Source organism: Streptomyces chartreusis NRRL 3882, assembly GCF_900236475.1.
GTDB classification, from domain to species: Bacteria; Actinomycetota; Actinomycetes; order Streptomycetales; family Streptomycetaceae; genus Streptomyces; species Streptomyces chartreusis_D.
Window position 1 is genome coordinate 7,117,134 of sequence record NZ_LT963352.1, and the last position, 16,045, is coordinate 7,133,178.

Genomic DNA, 16,045 nt, shown 5'->3' on the forward strand with positions numbered 1-16,045 from the left:
CGGCTGTGTTTGCGCAGGTGGGGCGGGGTCGAGCGGATGTCGCACATGTATTCGAGAATTGGTCTATGGTGGGGGTGAGGTAGCTGGGAACAGATGTTCGAGAGCCGGTGTGGTTCACGAGTGCGGGAGGTGCGTGTGCCGGGGTTCACGCATCTGCACACCGTCTCCGGGTTCTCGTTGCGGTATGGAGCCTCGCATCCGGAGCGGCTGGCCGAGCGTGCCTCCGAGCGGGGCATGGACGCCCTGGCTCTCACTGATCGCGACACGCTCGCCGGTGCCGTCCGGTTCGCCAAGGCCTGTGCGAAGGCGGGGGTCCGTCCGGTGTTCGGGGCGGATCTGGCGGTGGCGGGGGCGGAGCGCCCCGAGCCCGGGGTCGGGAGGGGTCGGCGCCGGACTCCCGTGCGCGGTGGCGCCTTCGTCGACGAGTCGGCCCCCCGGGTGGTCTTCCTCGCCCGGGACGGTGCTCGTGGGTGGGCCGGGCTGTGCCGGCTCGTCTCTGCGGTGCATGAGGGGGAGGGGACGCCCGTGCTGCCCTGGGAGCGCCGTCACGCCGAGGGCGTGACCGTGCTGCTCGGGCCTGATTCGGATGTGGGGCGTGCCCTGGCCGCCGGGCGCCCCGACCGTGCGGCGCGACTGCTCGTGCCCTGGCGGGAGGTCTACGGCGACGCCCTGCGGCTGGAGGCCGTCTGGCATGGCCGGAAAGGCACGGGGCCCGGCTCCCTGCGGTTGGCCGCCCGGACCGTCGGGTTCGCCGCCGAGCAGCGGATCCGGCCCGTGCTCAGCAACGCCGTACGGTACGCCGACCCGGGGCTGGGGCCGGTCGCCGACGTGCTGGACGCCGCGCGCCGGCTGGTGCCCGTCGACCCGACCAAGGAGCTGGACTCCGGTGAGGCCTGGCTCAAGGGCGCGGACGCCATGTTCGGGGCGGCGGAGCGGATCGTGGAGGCCGCCGGGTTCCGGCGGGGCACCGCTCACCGGCTGGTGGAGCAGACCGAGGCCACGGCCGCCGAGTGCCTGGTCGACCCCGAGGACGACCTCGGGATCGGCACCGTCCACTTCCCCGAGCCGCATCTGGTCGGCGCCGGCCGCCGTACCGCCCAGCGGACGCTGGCCTCGCGGGCGGCGGCGGGGATGGTGCTGCTCGGGTACGACCGGCGGCGGGAGTACTGGGAGCGGATGCACCATGAGCTGGACATCATCGCCCACCACGGCTTCGCGTCCTACTTTCTGACCGTGGCCCAAGTGGTCGACGACGTGCGGGAGATGGGCATCCGGGTCGCCGCCCGCGGGTCCGGTGCGGGATCGCTCGTCAACCATCTGCTCGGGATCGCGCACGCCGATCCGATCGAGCACCGGCTGCTGATGGAGCGGTTCCTGTCCAAGGAGCGGGTCGTGCTGCCCGACATCGACATCGACGTGGAGTCCGCGCGCCGGCTGGAGGTCTACCGCGCGATCATCGACCGGTTCGGCACCGAGCGGGTCGCGACGGTCGCGATGCCGGAGACGTATCGCGTGCGGCACGCGATCCGTGACGTGGGGGCCGCCCTGTCCATGGACCCGGCCGAGATCGACCGGGTGGCCAAGTCCTTTCCGCACATCCGGGCGCGGGACGCCCGCGCCGCGCTGGAAGAACTGCCCGAACTGCGTGCGCTGGCGGGCGAGAAGGAGAGGTACGGGAGGCTGTGGGAGCTGGTCGAGGCGCTGGACGCGCTGCCGCGCGGTGTGGCCATGCACCCGTGCGGGGTGCTGCTGTCCGACGCCTCCCTGCTGGAGCGTACGCCGGTCATGCCGACCAGTGGCGAGGGCTTTCCCATGTCGCAGTTCGACAAGGACGACGTCGAGGACCTCGGGTTGCTGAAGCTGGACGTGCTGGGGGTGCGGATGCAGTCGGCGATGGCGCACGCCGTGGCGGAAGTGGAGCGGGCGTCGGGCGTCCGGGTCGATCTGGACGCCCTGCCGCCGGGGGATCCGGAGACGTACCGGCTGATCCGGTCCACCGAGACGCTCGGCTGCTTCCAGATCGAGTCGCCGGGGCAGCGGGACCTGGTCGGGCGGCTCCAGCCGGCCGGCTTCCACGATCTCGTCGTCGACATCTCGCTGTTCCGGCCCGGGCCGGTCGCCGCCGACATGGTGCGGCCGTTCATCGAGGCGCGGCACGGGCGGGCGCCGATCCGCTATCCGCACCCGGACCTGGAAGAGCCGCTGAAGGAGACGTACGGGGTCGTCGTCTTCCACGAGCAGATCATCGACATCGTCGACATCATGACCGGCTGCGGGCGCGGGGAGGCGGACCGGGTGCGGCGCGGGCTGTCGGATCCGGAGTCGCAAGGGCGGATCAAGGTGTGGTTCGCGCAGCACGCGGCGGCGAACGGATATGACGCGGAAACGATTCAGCGGACCTGGGAGATCATCGAGGCCTTCGGGTCGTACGGCTTCTGCAAGGCCCACGCGGTCGCCTTCGCCGTGCCGACGTACCAGTCGGCGTGGCTGAAAGCGCATCATCCGGCCGCCTTCTACGCGGGGCTGCTGACGCACGATCCCGGGATGTACCCGAAGCGGTTGCTGCTGGCGGACGCGCGGCGGCGCGGGGTACCGGTGCTGCCGTTGGATGTGAACGCGTCGGGCGTCGCACACCGTATCGAACTGGTGTCCGGTAAGTGGGGGCTGCGACTGGCGCTCTCCGATGTGCACGGCATCAGTGAGGCCGAGGCGTCGCGGATCGCCGAGGGCCAGCCGTACGCCTCGCTGGTCGACTTCTGGGAACGGGGCCGACCCAGCCGTCCGCTGGCCCAGCGGCTCGCGCAGGTGGGCGCGCTGGACGCGTTCGGCGCCAACCGCCGTGATCTGCAACTGCATCTGACCGAGTTGCACCGGGGCGCGCGGGGCGCGGGCGGTGGCCAGCTCCCGTTGGCCGGCGGGCGGAAGACCGCACCGGCCGGGCTGCCCGACCTCACCTCGTCGGAGCGGCTCAGTGCCGAGCTGGGCGTGCTGTCCATGGACGCCTCGCGCAATCTGATGGACGATCACCGGGCGTTCCTCGACGAGCTGGGCGTGGTGTCAGCGCGCCGGCTGCGCGAGGCCCGGCACGGGGAGACGGTGCTGGTCGCGGGCGCCAAGGCGGCTACCCAGACGCCGCCGATCCGGTCCGGCAAGCGGGTCATCTTCAGCACCCTGGACGACGGCACGGGCCTGGTCGACCTCGCCTTCTTCGACGACTCCCACGACGCCTGCGCCCACACCGTCTTCCACTCCTGGCTGCTGCTGGTGCGGGGGGTGGTGCAGCGGCGCGGCCCGCGCAGCCTCAGCGTGGTGGGCGCCGCCGCCTGGAACCTGGCGGAACTGCTGGAGGTGCGCCGGGAGGAAGGCCTGGAGGGGGTCGCGGCCCGGTTGGCCGGTGCCGGTGCCGATTCCGGTGACGTCGGCGAGGGGGCGGCGGGCTCCGGGGCCCAGGATCCGGCGGAGCAGCGGAAGATCCGCATGCCCACGGGGTACGAGATGCACCCCTGGGCCGATCTGCGTCCCGCGGGCGAAGGGCCCGCGGTGGGAGGAAAGTTGTGGCACCAGAGCCCGGGGAGTGCGGGATGACCATCCTCTGCGTACGTTTCCAGCTGCCTCCGACGCGCGAGGCCGACCTGCCCCGACTGCTCGGCATGCTCGAGGAGTTCACCCCCGTCGTCCAGGCCCTGCCACCGGACGGGGCGCTGGCCGACCTGGGCGGCGCCGAGCGGTACTTCGGGCGGGACGCCGTCCAGCTGGCCTCGGTGATCAGGGTGCGCTCGCTCGCGCTGTACGGCGTCGACTGCGTGATCGGTGCCGGACCCGGGCCGATGCTGGCCCGCATGGCGCTGCGCGACGCCGTGCCCGGGGTGACGTGTGCGGTGCCCGAGGAACGGGACGCCGTCGCGGAGTTCCTCGCGGACAAGCCCGTCGCCGCGCTGCCCGGCGTGGGCGCCGCGACCGCCCGTACGCTGGGCGACTACGGCCTCGACACCCTCGGCCGGGTCGCCGCCGCGCCGCTGTCCACGCTCCAGCGGCTGGTCGGTGCGAAGACCGGCCGCGAACTGCACGAGAAGGCGAACGGCGTCGACCGCGGCCGGGTCGTCCCGAACGCGGTTTCCCGCTCCCTCGCTACGGAACGCCCCTTCGATCGCGACGAACTGGACCCGGACCGGCACCGGCGTGCCCTGCTGTCGGCCGCCGAGGAGATCGGCGCCCGGCTGCGCGCCCTGGAGAAGGTGTGCCGCACGCTCACCCTCACCGTGCGCTACGCCGACCGCTCGGCCACGACCCGCAGCCGGAAGCTCACCGAGCCGACCGCGCACTCGCCGGACCTGAGCAGAGCCGCGTACGGCATGTACGAAGCGCTCGGACTGCAACGCGCCCGGGTCCGTGCGATCGCCTTGCGCGCCGAGGGGCTCGACCCCGCCGACCAGGCCTCCCACCAGCTGACCTTCGACCTCGTGGACGAGAAGGTCCGCCGTATCGAGGAGGTCGCGGACCGCGCGCGAGCGAAGTTCGGCCCGCGGGCGGTGATGCCCGGGGGACTAGGAGGGCTGGCGGCGTAGATCCTTCCGCGTGACGTCAGTTGGCCCACGGCGGCGCGATGTGCGTGCCGTCGGCGAAACGTGCCTCCAGGCCGATCGAGGTGGTGACCCAGGAGTACGCGGTCCGGTCCGTGGGGTTCTCGACGGTCAGGGTGGCGCCGGGGTTGATGATCACCGTGTCGCCCGCGACGATCCGCTCGGTGCGGCCGTCGAGGGTGATCAGCAGTTCGCCGTCGAGCAGATGGAAGATCTCCTCCCGGTTGACGGTGTGCGTCGGCGCCTTCAGGCCGGCGGGGATCTCACCGCGCCACGCGCACAGCTCCTTACTGCCGCTCAGCGGGGTGGCGTACGAGACGAAACGGGCTCCGTGGATCTCGTGGGTGACGGCTTCGGACGAGCGGATGACGGGCATGACGGCCTCCATATTGGTCAAGCTGCTTGACTATATGGTCAAGCGGCTTGACCAATGAGTCAAGGGTGTTTCAATGCGTGTGTGCAGAACTCCGAGGCCATGGGCCTGTCCGCCGCCCTGCTCGCCGTCGCCGGCGGGCTCACGCAACGCATCCATGAGGGTGTGGTCGCGCGCGGTTTCGAGGGGGTGCGGCCCGCGCACGGCTTCGCCTTCGCCCGGCTCGCCCCGGACGGTGCGACGGTCACCGACCTGGCCGCCCACCTCGGGGTGACCAAGCAGGCCGCCAGTCAGCTCGTCGATGAAATGGTGCGCAAGGGGTACGCCGAGCGGCGGCCGCACCCGGAGGACGCCCGGGCGCGCCTGGTCGTGCTGACCGGTCGGGGGTGGGACTGCACGCGGGCGGCGGAGGAGGCGGCCGCCGAAGTCGTGCGGGAGTGGGGGGACGTGCTGGGGGAGGGGGAAGTGCGGGCGCTCGGGGAGCGATTGCTGCGGATCGCTCCGCACGGGCCCATTCGGCCTGCCTGGTGAAAGGGTGTCAGGTGGGCCCACCGTCGTCGGTTACCACTGGAAGTTTTTACTGACACGTAACTTCCCAGTTTGACTACTCGCCCGTAACTTGACGAGTGAACAGCATCCTCGTGATCCGGATCACAGGGCGTCGTGCCGTCGCACCTCCCTTGAGCCGCAAGGAGATCACCCGATGCTGCCCTGGAAACGAGCGCTCAGACCCCTGGCCGCGCTGCTGCTGACCGCCGCGGCCGTCACCGTCCCCGCCACCTCCGCCCAGGCCGCCGGCGCCCCGAGCTCCGGCTGGAACGACTACGACTGCAAGCCGTCCACCGCCCATCCCCGCCCCGTCGTCCTCGTCCACGGCACCCTCGGGAACTCCGTCGACAACTGGCTGGGGCTCGCCCCCTATCTGAAGGTCCGGGGCTACTGCGTCTTCTCCCTCGACTACGGACAGCTCGACGGCGTCCCCTTCTTCCACGGCCTCGGACCCGTCGAGAAGTCAGCCGTCCAGCTGAAGGACTTCGTCGGCAGGGTGCTCACCGCCACCGGCGCCGCCGAGACCGACATCGTCGGACACTCGCAGGGCGGCATGATGCCCCGCTGGTACCTGCGGTTCCTCGGTGGCGCCGCCGAGGTGAACGCCCTGGTCGGCATCGCGCCCAGCAACCACGGCACCGACCTGAACGGCTTCACCAACCTGCTGCCCTACTTCCCGGGCGCCGGGGACCTGCTGGCGAAGACCACCCCGGCCCTCGCCGACCAGGTCACCGGCTCCGACTTCCTCAAGCGGCTCAACGCGGGCGGCGACACCGTGCCCGGCGTGCGGTACACCGTCATCGCCACCCGGTACGACGAGGTGGTCACGCCCTGGCGCAGCCAGTACCTGAGCGGGCCCGACGTGCGCAACGTCCTGCTCCAGGACCTGTGTCCGGTCGACCTGTCCGAGCACGTGGCCGTCGGGTTGCTGGACCGGGTCGTGTTCCACGAGGTGGCCAACGCCCTCGACCCGGCACGGGCCGAGCCCACCACCTGTGCGTCGGCGTTCGACTGACACGTGTAGGGGAAACGTTTCGGGACCTGTCCGGCCTGAGCCGCCGGACAGGCCCCGGGTCACGGGGCGGCGACCTCGGTCAGCGGCCGTGCCGGGCGCTGCTCACGGCCCGGCGCCGGGCCGACAGGAACAGGGCCGACGAGCCGAGCGCCAGCGTGGCCGCGCCGGCGATCGCGAGGTACGGGGTGCTGCTGTCGCCGCCGGTCTCGGCGAGGTTCTCCGTGGCGCCGGCCGCCTTCGGCCGGGCGGGAGCGGCCTCGGCCGCCTTGAGCCGGTTCGGGGCGGGGTTCTCCGGGGCGGCGGCCGGCTCGGCCGAGGTGCTGGGGTCGTTGTCGCCGTGGCCGTGGTGCTCGATGGTCGACTTGTCGTTGCCCGCCTCGATCTGCTCCTTGGTGGGAGCGGAGGCCGTGGGGACCGGGGCGGTGCCGCCTGCCGCGCTGTCGCCGCCGCCGAAGGTGACGTCCGAGCAGGAGTAGAACGCCTCCGGGCTGTCCGACCGCTGCCAGACCGCGTACAGCAGATGCCTGCCGGAGCGCTCGGGCAGGCTGCCGGAGAAGGTGTAGAAACCGCCCGTGGCCGCCGGGTCGGTTGCCGTCGCGACCGGGTGCTCCAGATCCAGGTCGTTCCAGGCGAGCGGCTTGGCCGGGTCGTAGCCGGGCTTGGTGATGTACACCTTGAACGTGCCCTTGTGAGGGGCCGTCACGCGGTACCTGAAGGTGTGCGCGCCGCCGCGCACCCCGGTCGCCGGCCAGTCGGCGCGGGCCAGGTCGAGCCCCTTGAACTGCTCGTTGTCCGCGCTGCACAGCTTGCCGTCCGGGATGAGCTGCTGGTGCCGCCCGCCGGCGTCCCCGATACGGATGCCGTTCCAGTCGTAGAGGGCCTGCGTGCCGCCCGCCGCGACCGCCGCCTCGCACGCGGCCGACTTCGGGCTCTCCGGGCCCTCGGCGTAGCACTGCGAGACCCGGCTGACCGGGTCGCCCATCGAACCGTGCGCGGCCGCCGGCGTGACGGCCGGTCCGGTCAGGGCGAGCGGGAGGGCGCCGAGGGCGGTGACGGTGACTGCCGTGCGGCGTGCGGGCATGCGGGAACTCCTCGGAACGGAACAGGGGGACAGGGCCGGGCCCGGGTGGGCCGGATCCCGTGGGGGTGATCCGAAGCTAGCCCCTGAGAACCGTGGAACCGCCTGCTGAGGGCGGGTGAGGGAGATCCTTATGGCCGCGTTAAGGGAGCGCTCAGACTGGCATCAGGTAGCTACCGTGCGCGACACGAACGGGACGGCGGAAAGGTGTGCGTGACGGCGGCGGCCGACGCGTCTCATGATCGGTTGCCGGCCGCTCAGGCGTCCGGCCACCACGTGCGTGCGATGTCCTTGCGGACTTCCGGGCGTCCCGCGGGGCGCTCGTCGGCCTCCTCGCGGGCCCGGCGGACGTCCGTCTTCTTCAGGGGCTTCTGCACGGTCACACGGCGCATGGCTGCCTCCTTAAAGGGTCTACCGGGTTCCGCGTTCTCACGGAGGTAGACCTTTCGGGGGAGAGTTCCTCATCGCTCCTGGTCTGTCAGTGGCGGCTGTCACGATTCGAGTGTCAGTGGCGGGTGTCACTCTTGGGTCCATGGCGAACGACAGTGACGGCATGACCTCGGCGAACACCGGCGCCGACGTGGACTGGGACGCGCGGGCGGCCTCCTTCGACGAGGAGCCGGACCACGGCCTGCGCGACCCGGAGGTGCGCCGGGCCTGGGCCGCGCGGCTGCGCTCCTGGCTGCCCGGGCGGCCTGGCGACGTCCTCGATCTCGGCTGCGGCACCGGCAGTCTGTCGCTCCTCGCGTCCGAACAGGGACACCGGGTGACGGGCGTGGACCTCGCCCCGGCGATGGTGGCGCTCGCCCGGCAGAAGCTGGCCGGGCGTGACGCGGTGTTCCTCGTCGGTGACGCGGCGGCACCGCCCGTCGGGGAGCAGCGCTTCGACGCCGTGCTCGTACGGCATGTCCTGTGGGCCCTGCCCGACCCCGGCCGCGCCCTGCGGCACTGGGCCGGGCTGCTGCGGCCGGGAGGACGGCTCGTGCTGGTCGAGGGCGTGTGGGGGACGGTCGAGCCGGTCGGGATACCGGCGGAGCGGCTCACCGGTCTCCTCGCGCCGATCGCCGGGCAGGTGAGCGTGGAGCGGCTGTCCGGCGATCCGCTGCTGTGGGGCGCGGAGGTGACCGACGAGCGGTACGCGGTGGTGGCCGTGAGCGGGGATTCAGGCCAGGAGCGCGGTGAGGCCCCCGCCGCGGGCCAGTGACTCCAGTTCGTCGAGCGCGGAGCGTGCGGCTGCTGCCGCCCCGGGGTCCCGCTCGGTGAGGCCGCTGTCGGCGAACTCGTCCTCGTCCAGGCGTCGTACGTCCGTGCCGTCCGCGGAGACCCACAGATCCAGGTCGAGGTCCTCCACGACGAGCTCCGGGCCGGAGCGCGCGGCGGGGCGGGTGATGTCGCAGTACCAGCCCTTCAGCGCGCCCGTGGCGGAGCGGACCTCCTTCACCGCGTACCAGCGGTCACGCCAGTAGTACTCCGTGAAGACGTCCCCGGGCTCGAAGCGGACGAAGCCGAAGTCGCGTACGCCGCTGCCTGCCCACGGGGCCCGGACCGCGACGCGGGTGCCGTCGTCCGCCAGGAGCTCGCCGGTGTAGCGGATCTTCGTACGGCCCGCCTTGACGAGCACGACGTCCAGCCGGCCGGACCGGTCAGCCGAGTTCACGGACATAACGCACTTCCTTCGCGCAGATCTCGTAGCCGAACCACTTGTTGATGGCGATCATCGGTTCGTTGCCGGTGTCGTTGCCGGTGAACGCCTCCGTGTACCCGGCGGCACGGGCCCGGTGCAGGGAGTCGTTCTTGGCCAGCTTCGCCAGGCCCCGGCCGCGGAAGGCCCGGGCGGTGCCGGTCATGGCGGTGCCGTAACGGGTACCGTCCGTGTACGCCACGCTGAAGGCGGCCGGGTGGCCGTCGACGACCGCGACCGTGGTCAGGTCCCGGTTGAGGAGCGGGTGCTTCCAGGTCTCCTCCAGCCAGGCCTCGTAGTCCGTGAACTCGGCCTCGATGTCGCTCGGTTCGTCCGACACCGTCTCCGCGTCCAGTTCGAACATCGGGCGCGGGTCGTCCGCGAAGTCGGCGGCCGTGCGCAGCTCGACGCCCGCCGGCGGGTCCTGGCGGGGCGGCAGCGGGCCGGCCAGGTCCAGGCGCATGAAGTAGGCGGAACGACTGGCCCGGAAGCCGTGCCGCTCGGCGAAGGCGAGGTTGTCCGGCTCGTCCAGCACCCACGCGAACAGCTTCCTGACGCCCAGCGAGGCCAGACGCTCCTCGGCGGTGCGCAGCAGGAGCGAACCGGCGCCGCGGTGCCTGCGGTCGGGGTGCACGTAGATGTTGGCGGAGCCCTGCCCGGGTTCCGGGCTGTCGTGGGCGACGCTGATCTGGGCCGTGCCGATGATCTCACCGTCCTCCTCGGCGACGAGCTGTCCGAAGTGGGCGTCCGGGTGGGCGTGGACCAGGGTGTGCACCACGGACTCGGGGGTGGACAGCATGTAGGGCAGGGCGAGCCGGCGGGTGTGGGAGAACCCCTCGGCGTCGGCTCGGACATCGGGTCGCAGGTCGCGCACGATCACGGTCATGGAGGCGCACGCTACGGGGGAGCGCGCCCGGGGTGCCTCCCATTTTCCGTCGGGTACGGGACAATCGGCCTGTGACCTTGAAGATCGACATCGACGACAGTGCTCCGCCGTACGAGCAGGTGCGGGCGCGGATCTCCGAGCAGGCGCGGTCGGGTGAGCTGCCGGTGGGGTACCGGCTGCCGACCGTGCGGGGGCTGGCCGAGTCGCTGGGGCTCGCCGCGAACACGGTCGCCAAGGCGTACCGCGCGCTGGAGGCGGACGGCGTGATCGAGACGCGGGGACGGCACGGCACGTTCGTGGCCGCCGCCGGCTCGGCGGCGGACCGGGAGCTGGCGCTCGCCGCCCAGGCGTACGCGGAGCGGGCCCGCAGGCTCGGGCAGGGGGAGGACGCGGCGCTCGCCGCGGTGCGGGACGCCCTGCGGGCGGCTTACGGGGAGTAGGGCGTTGCCCAGCCGGCCTGCGCCAGACGCCCAGGTGTCCGGGTGATCTCCACGCCCGCCGATCGTCCCAGCCGTGCGAACGTCATCGCGTCCTCCACCGCCGCACCGCCCGGGTCGTTGTTGAAGTACGCGTAGACGTCCTCGCCACCGGACCAGGTCGTGGCGATGCGGTCGAGCCAGGTGGCGAGGGAGCGGCGGCCGTAGTGGGGCCAGGGCCGGGCGCGGCCCTGGTGGAAGCGGACGTAGCCCCAGTCGGTGGTGCGCCACAGCGGCGTCGCGGGGCGCGCCAGGACGTCGGCCCAGCACAGGGCCGCGTGCCGGGACTCCAGGACCCTGCGGACCTGCGGCGTCCACCACGAGTCGTGGCGGGGCTCGACCGCGACCCGGGCCGAGGCGGGGAAGCAGCAGAGGCAGGCGTCCAGGAGGCCCGGGTCGGCGCGCAGGTTGGGCGGGAGCTGGAGCAGGACCGGGCCGAGGCGGTCACCGAGGCCCGCCGCGTGGCTCATCAGGCGGTCGACCGGCTCCTCGGGGTCCTTGAGCCGTTTGATGTGGGTCAGATAGCGGCTCGCCTTGACCGCGACCACGAAGTCCGCGGGCACCCGGCCGCGCCAGTCCTCGAACGTCTCCCGGGCCGGCAGCCGGTAGAAGGCGTTGTTGATCTCCACGGTGGCGAAGTGCTCCGCGTACTCCTCGAGCCAGAGCCGCATCGGCAGCCCGGACGGGTACAGGACGTCCCGCCAGTCCTTGTACTGCCACCCGGACGTGCCGACGAACAGGGTCATAGACCCATCAAAACACCGCACGCCCCGGAGGGGGCGGTGGCGACCCGGGCCTCCGGGCCGCTACCCGTCGGCGCGCGTGTGGAAGCGGTAGAACAGCAGCAGGAAGACGGCTGCCGTGACCAGCACCGACGTGATGACCACCGGACGGAGGTCGTCACCGGTCTGGCTGTAGAGGAACCCCAGCGCGGCGCCGGCGAAGACGGCCCGCACGAGCGCGTGCAGCGCGTGCAGGTCGCGCCTCAGGCGCCGGGTCACCTGGACCACGGCGATGCAGACGGCCGTGAAGGCGAGCGCGCTCCACACCCCCGACGCCACGTCCGGTCCGGTGATCGGACCACCGTGACGCCGGTTCACCGCCACCCAGTTGCCGTAGACGAGACCGAGGACGACGGGCAGGACCCACCGCGCGAGGCGGTGGGTGGATTCGCTGAACACGGTGGGTGCCGTGTGTGCCATCAGAGCCCTCCTCGGTCCCGGCGAAGCGCGGTGCCGCCGCTCCCCGTACCTTGGCACGCCTGGGTAACAGGGAGGTGAGAGGCGGTTGTGTGCGAACCGGGCTACAGATACAGCCCCGCGTCGGCGTCCCCGCGCGGCTCCGGCAGGGCCGTCGGGGACGTGCCCCGGCGCAGCGCGTACAGCTCGGCCAGCGTCGCGCCCTCGCGGCCGACGCCGTCCTCGCGGCCCAGCCAGCTCACGGCCTCCGCGCGGGTCAGCGGACCCACCTCGATCCGGGCGAGGCAGCGGCCGGGCCGGACGACGGCGGGGTGCAGGCGCTCCAGGTCCTCGTTGGTCGTGACCCCCACCAGGACGTTGCGGCCCTGGCCGAGCAGCCCGTCCGTCAGGTTCAGCAGCCGCGACAGCGCCTGGCCCGCCGTGTGCTTGGCCTCGCCGCGGATCAGCTCGTCGCAGTCCTCCAGGAGCAGCAGCCGCCAGCGGCCCTTGCCCGCCGCGTCCTCCTCGCCGATCGCGATGTCCATCAGATAGCCGACGTCACTGAACAGCCGCTCGGGGTCCAGGACGCAGTCCACCTGGCACCAGTCCCGCCAGGAACGGGCGAGGGTGCGCAGCGCCGACGTCTTGCCGGTGCCCGGCGGGCCGTGCAGGAGGAGAAGCCGGCCCGAGATGTCCTCGGGGGTCGTCTTCATCAGGCGGTCCATGGCGTCCGCCACCGGCGCCGTGTAGTTGGGCCGGACCTCGTCCCAGGTGCCCGCCGCGATCTGGCGCGTGGTGCGGTGCGGGCCGCGGCGCGGGGAGACGTACCAGAAGCCCATGGTGACGTTCTCCGGCTGCGGTTCGGGCTCGTCCGCCGCGCCGTCCGTGGCCTGGTCGAGGACCTTCTTGGCCAGCTCGGCGCTGGTCGCCGTCACCGTGACGTCGGCGCCCCGGTTCCAGCGGGAGATCAGCAGCGTCCAGCCGTCGCCCTCGGCGAGCGTCGCGCTGCGGTCGTCGTCCCGGGCGACGCGCAGCACGCGGGCACCGGACGGCATCAGCGTCGCCCCGGACCGTACGCGGTCGATGTTCACCGCGTGGGAGTACGGCTGCTCGCCCGTCGCGAAGCGGCCGAGGAACAGCGCGTCGACGACATCGGACGGGGAGTCGGAGTCGTCGACGGTGAGCCGGATCGGCAGCGCCTCGTGCGGGTTTCCAGACATGCCGCCATGATCCGGCACGGGAGCGCCGCGTGCACCCGGTTTCCCGGTGCACGCGGCGTGTTCCCGGGCGCGGGTCAGCCCCCGGAGCGGGACAGCAGCCGGCGTGCCTGACGGGCCCTGCGGACCACGGCGTACCCCTTGGTCAGGGCGCGGTCCCGGGCGAAGGTGCGGGCGATCGCCCGGCCTTCGACCAGCCGCTCGAACTCGTCGGTGCCCGTGCTGCGGCGCACCGTCACGCGCCGCAGGGCGTACGGACCCTGCGCGCGGCGCGCGAGGCCGTTGCCGACGGCGACGGCCTGCGCGTAGCCCGTCTCGCGCACCGCCTGCCGGACCCGGCGGCTGGAATAGCCGTAGGGATAGGCGAACGAGGCCGGAACGGTGCCCAGTTGGTCCGCGACGATCTCCTTGCAGTGGATCAGCTCGAACCGCAGCGTGGCGTCGGAGACCTGGTCGAGCTGCGGGTGGCTGTGGCTGTGCCCGCCGATCTCGACGCCCGCCGCCGCGAGCTCGCGGACCTGGTCCCAGTCCAGCATGGTGTCCAGGCCGCCGCCGGTGTCGTACGGCCCCCGGATCCACCCGGTCGAGACGAACAGGCTGGCCGGGAAGCCGTGCTTGGCGAGCACCGGCAGGGCGTGCCGGTGCACCCCCTCGTAGCCGTCGTCGAACGTGATGAGGACCGGCCGCTCGGGCAGCGCGCGGCCGGAGCGCCAGCGCGCCGCCAGCTCGGCGGTGGTGACGGGTCGGAGACCCCGCTCGGCGAGCACCGCCATCTGCTCGGCGAACGCCTCGGGGGTCACGGACAGGGCGCGGGTCGCGTCGTTCGGATCGGTCGCGACCGCGTGGTACATGAGGATCGGTACGCGGACGTCACTCACGGGCCGCCACCTCCACCTCGGGCACCGAGAACGTGGTTCCGCCCCGGCGGGCCCGCACGCCGCCCACCAGGTAGCCGCCCGCCGCCGTCAGCACCCCGGCGACGATCGCCCCCGCCCGCCCGGCACCGCCCGGCCGGGCCAGCAGGGCGTCCCGCAGCCCTCGGGCCACCCCCGCGGGCAGGACCCGGGTGGCGTACCGGCGTTCGGACTCCAGTCCCTTGTCGGCGCCCACGCTGCGGGCCACCAGGGCCTTGGACAGGCCCTCGGCGTACGTGCGCGTACGGAAGTAGCGGAAGTGCTCACGGGCCTCGGGCACCCGGTGGTGGATCACGGCCCGGTCGTCGATCAGCAGCACCGCGTCGGGCCGGGCCCGGCTGAGACGGATGCACAGTTCCGTCTCCTCGCAGCCCAGCGGGCGCTTGTCGCCGTCCCGGCCGATGCCGGTGGCGAAGCCGCCCGCCGCGTCGAAGGCGCTGCGGCGGAACGAGGCGTTGCCGCCGAGCACGTTGCGCACCCGGACCCGGCCGCGCGGCAGGCCCCGGTAGGTGCAGCCCACCACCCAGTCGAACTCCTCGGGGAACCAGGCCGGCCGGCGTCCCGACGCCCAGACCGGCTCCGTACGCCCCCCGACCGCCATCACGCGCGGGTCGGCGTACGCCTCGGCGAAGTGCAGGAGCCAGTCGCGCTCGGCCACGGCGTCGTCGTCGAGGAAGGCGACGACCTCTCCGCGCGCGGCGGCGATCCCGGTGTTGCGGCCGGCGGACAGGCCGCGGGGACCGGCGTTGGCGAGCACCCGCACCACCGCGCCGCCGTCGGGCTCCTTGTACTCCTTGGCCAGCCGCTCCCGGAGCGGCTCGTTGTGGTCGACGACCAGCAGTGTCTCCAGGGCGGGCCGTGACTGCGCCCGCACGGACGAGACCGCCGCGAGGATGTCCTCCCAGCGGTCCTCCGTGTACGCGCAGATCACGACCGAGATGCCGGGACCGCTCAAGACACCTCTCCCCGGACCGAGTCGAGCATCGGCGACTGGGGCGAACGGCGGCGCAGCGCCCGGCGGTTGGAGCGCTCCTGGAGGATGACCCTGAGCACGCGCAGCCCGTCGCGCACGGCCCGCAGGTTGCTGGTGCCGTGGATGCGCAGGTACTCGTAGCTCGGGATCTCCTGCACCTTGAGGCCGGCCTTGACGACCCGGATGTTCATCAGGGTCTCGACCTCGAAGCCGGTGCAGTCGAGGTCGATCTTGTCGAGGCAGTGCCGCCAGAACGCGTTGTAGCCGTAGCACAGGTCGGTGTAGCGGGCGCCGAACTTGCGGTTGACGACCGTGCACAGCGCCCAGTTGCCGAGCTTGCGGATGAAGGTCATGTCGTCGGTGCCACCGCCGTTGGCGAAGCGGGAGCCCTTGGCGAAGTCCGCGCCGGAGACCAGCGCGGAGACGTAGGAGAGGATCTCCCCGCCGTCCGCCGAGCCGTCCGCGTCGACCATCACGATGATGTCGCCGGTGCACGCCTGGAACCCGGTGATCAGGGCGTCGCCCTTGCCCTTGCCGCGCTGCTCGACGACCTTGACGTCGGGCCACAGCCCGCGGGCCACCTGGACGGTGTCGTCGGTGGAGTTGCCGTCGACCAGGACCACTTCGTGGATCCAGTCGGGCAGGGTCTTGAAGACGTACGGAAGGTTCTCCGCCTCGTTCATGGCCGGGATGACCACGCTCACCGGCGGCGCTATGGCCAGGTGCGAGGAGACGGGCCGGTACTTCCCGGCGGTCGGCGGATGCGGGTCCGTCGCGGCCGGCTGCAGAACTGAGCTCATGAGTCTGGTCCCTCTCGTCCGGTGGACCGCCCCCCCAGGGCAGTCCGGATCCAGTCCGGTTCGAAAGGGGGGTTCTCACCCGCGGCACGCCGAGATGGAGCTTCGGGCACGCCGGGTGAGCTGGCAAAGCTGGCCGACAGCGCAGAACGACAGCCGACCGCGCGGCACGGCCCGGTCACCTTGCGGTCGCCGAGCACGGCACCCCCCTACCGCGCCCCGCGCCGGCCGTCGCGGTCCTGAGCCCTCCCCTGGAGCCGCGTACTGACGGACCGATGCGGGTGAGATGTATGACGGTATTGACGATTGAACCCGTATGGCAAGACCT

General features: G+C 72.5%; 17 protein-coding genes. 6 read left to right on the forward strand and 11 right to left on the reverse strand.

What is annotated here, in order from left to right:
* Positions 1-135 precede the first annotated feature (135 nt).
* Together SCNRRL3882_RS32210 and SCNRRL3882_RS32215 are read left to right on the forward strand one after the other, a co-directional pair.
* Positions 136-3,585 carry a DNA polymerase III subunit alpha gene (locus SCNRRL3882_RS32210; protein ID WP_010046130.1) on the forward strand — a complete coding sequence of 1,150 codons (3,450 nt, stop codon included), beginning with the start codon at positions 136-138 and terminating at the stop codon, positions 3,583-3,585.
* A complete protein-coding gene (locus SCNRRL3882_RS32215; RefSeq protein WP_010046132.1) occupies positions 3,582-4,565 on the forward strand; it encodes a DNA polymerase Y family protein in 984 nt (327 codons plus the stop codon). Before SCNRRL3882_RS32210 ends, SCNRRL3882_RS32215 begins: the two co-directional genes overlap by 4 nt.
* A gap of 16 nt (positions 4,566-4,581) precedes the next feature.
* On the opposite strand, the gene SCNRRL3882_RS32220 is transcribed toward SCNRRL3882_RS32215, so the two are convergent.
* Positions 4,582-4,956 (reverse strand): cupin domain-containing protein, encoded by a 375-nt coding sequence (locus tag SCNRRL3882_RS32220; RefSeq protein ID WP_029181612.1) that lies wholly within the window; start codon positions 4,954-4,956, stop codon positions 4,582-4,584.
* A gap of 81 nt (positions 4,957-5,037) precedes the next feature.
* Between SCNRRL3882_RS32220 and SCNRRL3882_RS32225 the strand changes: the two genes are divergently transcribed.
* Both SCNRRL3882_RS32225 and SCNRRL3882_RS32230 read left to right on the forward strand, forming a co-directional pair.
* Positions 5,038-5,484: a MarR family winged helix-turn-helix transcriptional regulator gene (locus SCNRRL3882_RS32225; protein ID WP_029181613.1), complete on the forward strand. Its 447-nt coding sequence runs from the start codon at positions 5,038-5,040 to the stop codon at positions 5,482-5,484.
* Positions 5,485-5,656: 172 nt separating this feature from the next.
* Complete coding sequence (locus SCNRRL3882_RS32230; RefSeq protein ID WP_010046141.1) at positions 5,657-6,517, forward strand: esterase/lipase family protein; 861 nt, start codon at positions 5,657-5,659, stop codon at positions 6,515-6,517.
* Between the two features lie 79 nt (positions 6,518-6,596).
* On the opposite strand, the gene SCNRRL3882_RS32235 is transcribed toward SCNRRL3882_RS32230, so the two are convergent.
* Positions 6,597-7,598: a lytic polysaccharide monooxygenase auxiliary activity family 9 protein gene (locus SCNRRL3882_RS32235; RefSeq protein ID WP_010046142.1), complete on the reverse strand. Its 1,002-nt coding sequence runs from the start codon at positions 7,596-7,598 to the stop codon at positions 6,597-6,599.
* A 254-nt stretch (positions 7,599-7,852) separates the two neighbouring features.
* Complete coding sequence (locus SCNRRL3882_RS42310; protein ID WP_010046145.1) at positions 7,853-7,987, reverse strand: hypothetical protein; 135 nt, start codon at positions 7,985-7,987, stop codon at positions 7,853-7,855.
* A 140-nt stretch (positions 7,988-8,127) separates the two neighbouring features.
* Between SCNRRL3882_RS42310 and SCNRRL3882_RS32245 the strand changes: the two genes are divergently transcribed.
* Positions 8,128-8,799 (forward strand): class I SAM-dependent methyltransferase, encoded by a 672-nt coding sequence (locus SCNRRL3882_RS32245; protein ID WP_040904094.1) that lies wholly within the window; start codon positions 8,128-8,130, stop codon positions 8,797-8,799.
* On the opposite strand, the gene SCNRRL3882_RS32250 is transcribed toward SCNRRL3882_RS32245, so the two are convergent.
* Positions 8,758-9,258: a DUF402 domain-containing protein gene (locus tag SCNRRL3882_RS32250; protein WP_010046148.1), complete on the reverse strand. Its 501-nt coding sequence runs from the start codon at positions 9,256-9,258 to the stop codon at positions 8,758-8,760. The genes SCNRRL3882_RS32245 and SCNRRL3882_RS32250 overlap by 42 nt on opposite strands.
* Positions 9,239-10,162, reverse strand: coding sequence for a GNAT family N-acetyltransferase (locus SCNRRL3882_RS32255; RefSeq protein ID WP_010046149.1), 924 nt, complete (start codon positions 10,160-10,162; stop codon positions 9,239-9,241). Before SCNRRL3882_RS32255 ends, SCNRRL3882_RS32250 begins: the two co-directional genes overlap by 20 nt.
* A 71-nt stretch (positions 10,163-10,233) precedes the next feature.
* On the opposite strand from SCNRRL3882_RS32255, the gene SCNRRL3882_RS32260 reads away from it, so the two are divergent.
* Entirely contained in the window at positions 10,234-10,602 is a 369-nt protein-coding gene (locus SCNRRL3882_RS32260) for a GntR family transcriptional regulator (RefSeq protein ID WP_010046150.1), read from the forward strand.
* On the opposite strand, the gene SCNRRL3882_RS32265 is transcribed toward SCNRRL3882_RS32260, so the two are convergent.
* The 6 genes from SCNRRL3882_RS32265 to SCNRRL3882_RS32290 form a co-directional block, all read right to left on the reverse strand.
* Complete coding sequence (locus SCNRRL3882_RS32265) at positions 10,590-11,384, reverse strand: DUF72 domain-containing protein (protein ID WP_010046151.1); 795 nt, start codon at positions 11,382-11,384, stop codon at positions 10,590-10,592. The genes SCNRRL3882_RS32260 and SCNRRL3882_RS32265 overlap by 13 nt on opposite strands.
* 60 nt (positions 11,385-11,444) lie before the next feature.
* Positions 11,445-11,840 carry a hypothetical protein gene (locus tag SCNRRL3882_RS32270; RefSeq protein WP_010046154.1) on the reverse strand — a complete coding sequence of 132 codons (396 nt, stop codon included), beginning with the start codon at positions 11,838-11,840 and terminating at the stop codon, positions 11,445-11,447.
* Positions 11,841-11,941: 101 nt separating this feature from the next.
* On the reverse strand, positions 11,942-13,036 hold the full coding sequence (locus SCNRRL3882_RS32275; RefSeq protein ID WP_010046155.1) for a DUF5925 domain-containing protein: 1,095 nt from the start codon (positions 13,034-13,036) through the stop codon (positions 11,942-11,944).
* 74 nt (positions 13,037-13,110) lie between these two features.
* Complete coding sequence (locus SCNRRL3882_RS32280) at positions 13,111-13,911, reverse strand: polysaccharide deacetylase family protein (protein WP_010046159.1); 801 nt, start codon at positions 13,909-13,911, stop codon at positions 13,111-13,113.
* Positions 13,904-14,902 (reverse strand): glycosyltransferase family 2 protein, encoded by a 999-nt coding sequence (locus SCNRRL3882_RS32285; RefSeq protein WP_010046161.1) that lies wholly within the window; start codon positions 14,900-14,902, stop codon positions 13,904-13,906. Before SCNRRL3882_RS32285 ends, SCNRRL3882_RS32280 begins: the two co-directional genes overlap by 8 nt.
* Positions 14,899-15,720, reverse strand: a complete 822-nt coding sequence (locus SCNRRL3882_RS32290) for a glycosyltransferase family 2 protein (RefSeq protein WP_010046164.1) — start codon at positions 15,718-15,720, stop codon at positions 14,899-14,901. The genes SCNRRL3882_RS32285 and SCNRRL3882_RS32290 overlap by 4 nt, the downstream gene beginning before the upstream one ends.
* Between the last annotated feature and the right edge of the window lie 325 nt (positions 15,721-16,045).

Bases quoted from the DNA above. Each gene is read 5' to 3' on its own strand.
- SCNRRL3882_RS32215 (WP_010046132.1), top strand. From the start codon at position 3,582: ATGACCATCCTCTGCGTACGTTTCCAGCTGCCTCCGACGCGCGAGGCC.
- SCNRRL3882_RS32220 (WP_029181612.1), bottom strand. From the start codon at position 4,956: ATGCCCGTCATCCGCTCGTCCGAAGCCGTCACCCACGAGATCCACGGA.
- SCNRRL3882_RS32230 (WP_010046141.1), top strand. From the start codon at position 5,657: ATGCTGCCCTGGAAACGAGCGCTCAGACCCCTGGCCGCGCTGCTGCTG.
- SCNRRL3882_RS32235 (WP_010046142.1), bottom strand. From the start codon at position 7,598: ATGCCCGCACGCCGCACGGCAGTCACCGTCACCGCCCTCGGCGCCCTC.
- SCNRRL3882_RS42310 (WP_010046145.1), bottom strand. From the start codon at position 7,987: ATGCGCCGTGTGACCGTGCAGAAGCCCCTGAAGAAGACGGACGTCCGC.
- SCNRRL3882_RS32245 (WP_040904094.1), top strand. From the start codon at position 8,128: ATGGCGAACGACAGTGACGGCATGACCTCGGCGAACACCGGCGCCGAC.
- SCNRRL3882_RS32250 (WP_010046148.1), bottom strand. From the start codon at position 9,258: ATGTCCGTGAACTCGGCTGACCGGTCCGGCCGGCTGGACGTCGTGCTC.
- SCNRRL3882_RS32255 (WP_010046149.1), bottom strand. From the start codon at position 10,162: ATGACCGTGATCGTGCGCGACCTGCGACCCGATGTCCGAGCCGACGCC.
- SCNRRL3882_RS32265 (WP_010046151.1), bottom strand. From the start codon at position 11,384: ATGACCCTGTTCGTCGGCACGTCCGGGTGGCAGTACAAGGACTGGCGG.
- SCNRRL3882_RS32270 (WP_010046154.1), bottom strand. From the start codon at position 11,840: ATGGCACACACGGCACCCACCGTGTTCAGCGAATCCACCCACCGCCTC.
- SCNRRL3882_RS32275 (WP_010046155.1), bottom strand. From the start codon at position 13,036: ATGTCTGGAAACCCGCACGAGGCGCTGCCGATCCGGCTCACCGTCGAC.
- SCNRRL3882_RS32290 (WP_010046164.1), bottom strand. From the start codon at position 15,720: ATGAGCTCAGTTCTGCAGCCGGCCGCGACGGACCCGCATCCGCCGACC.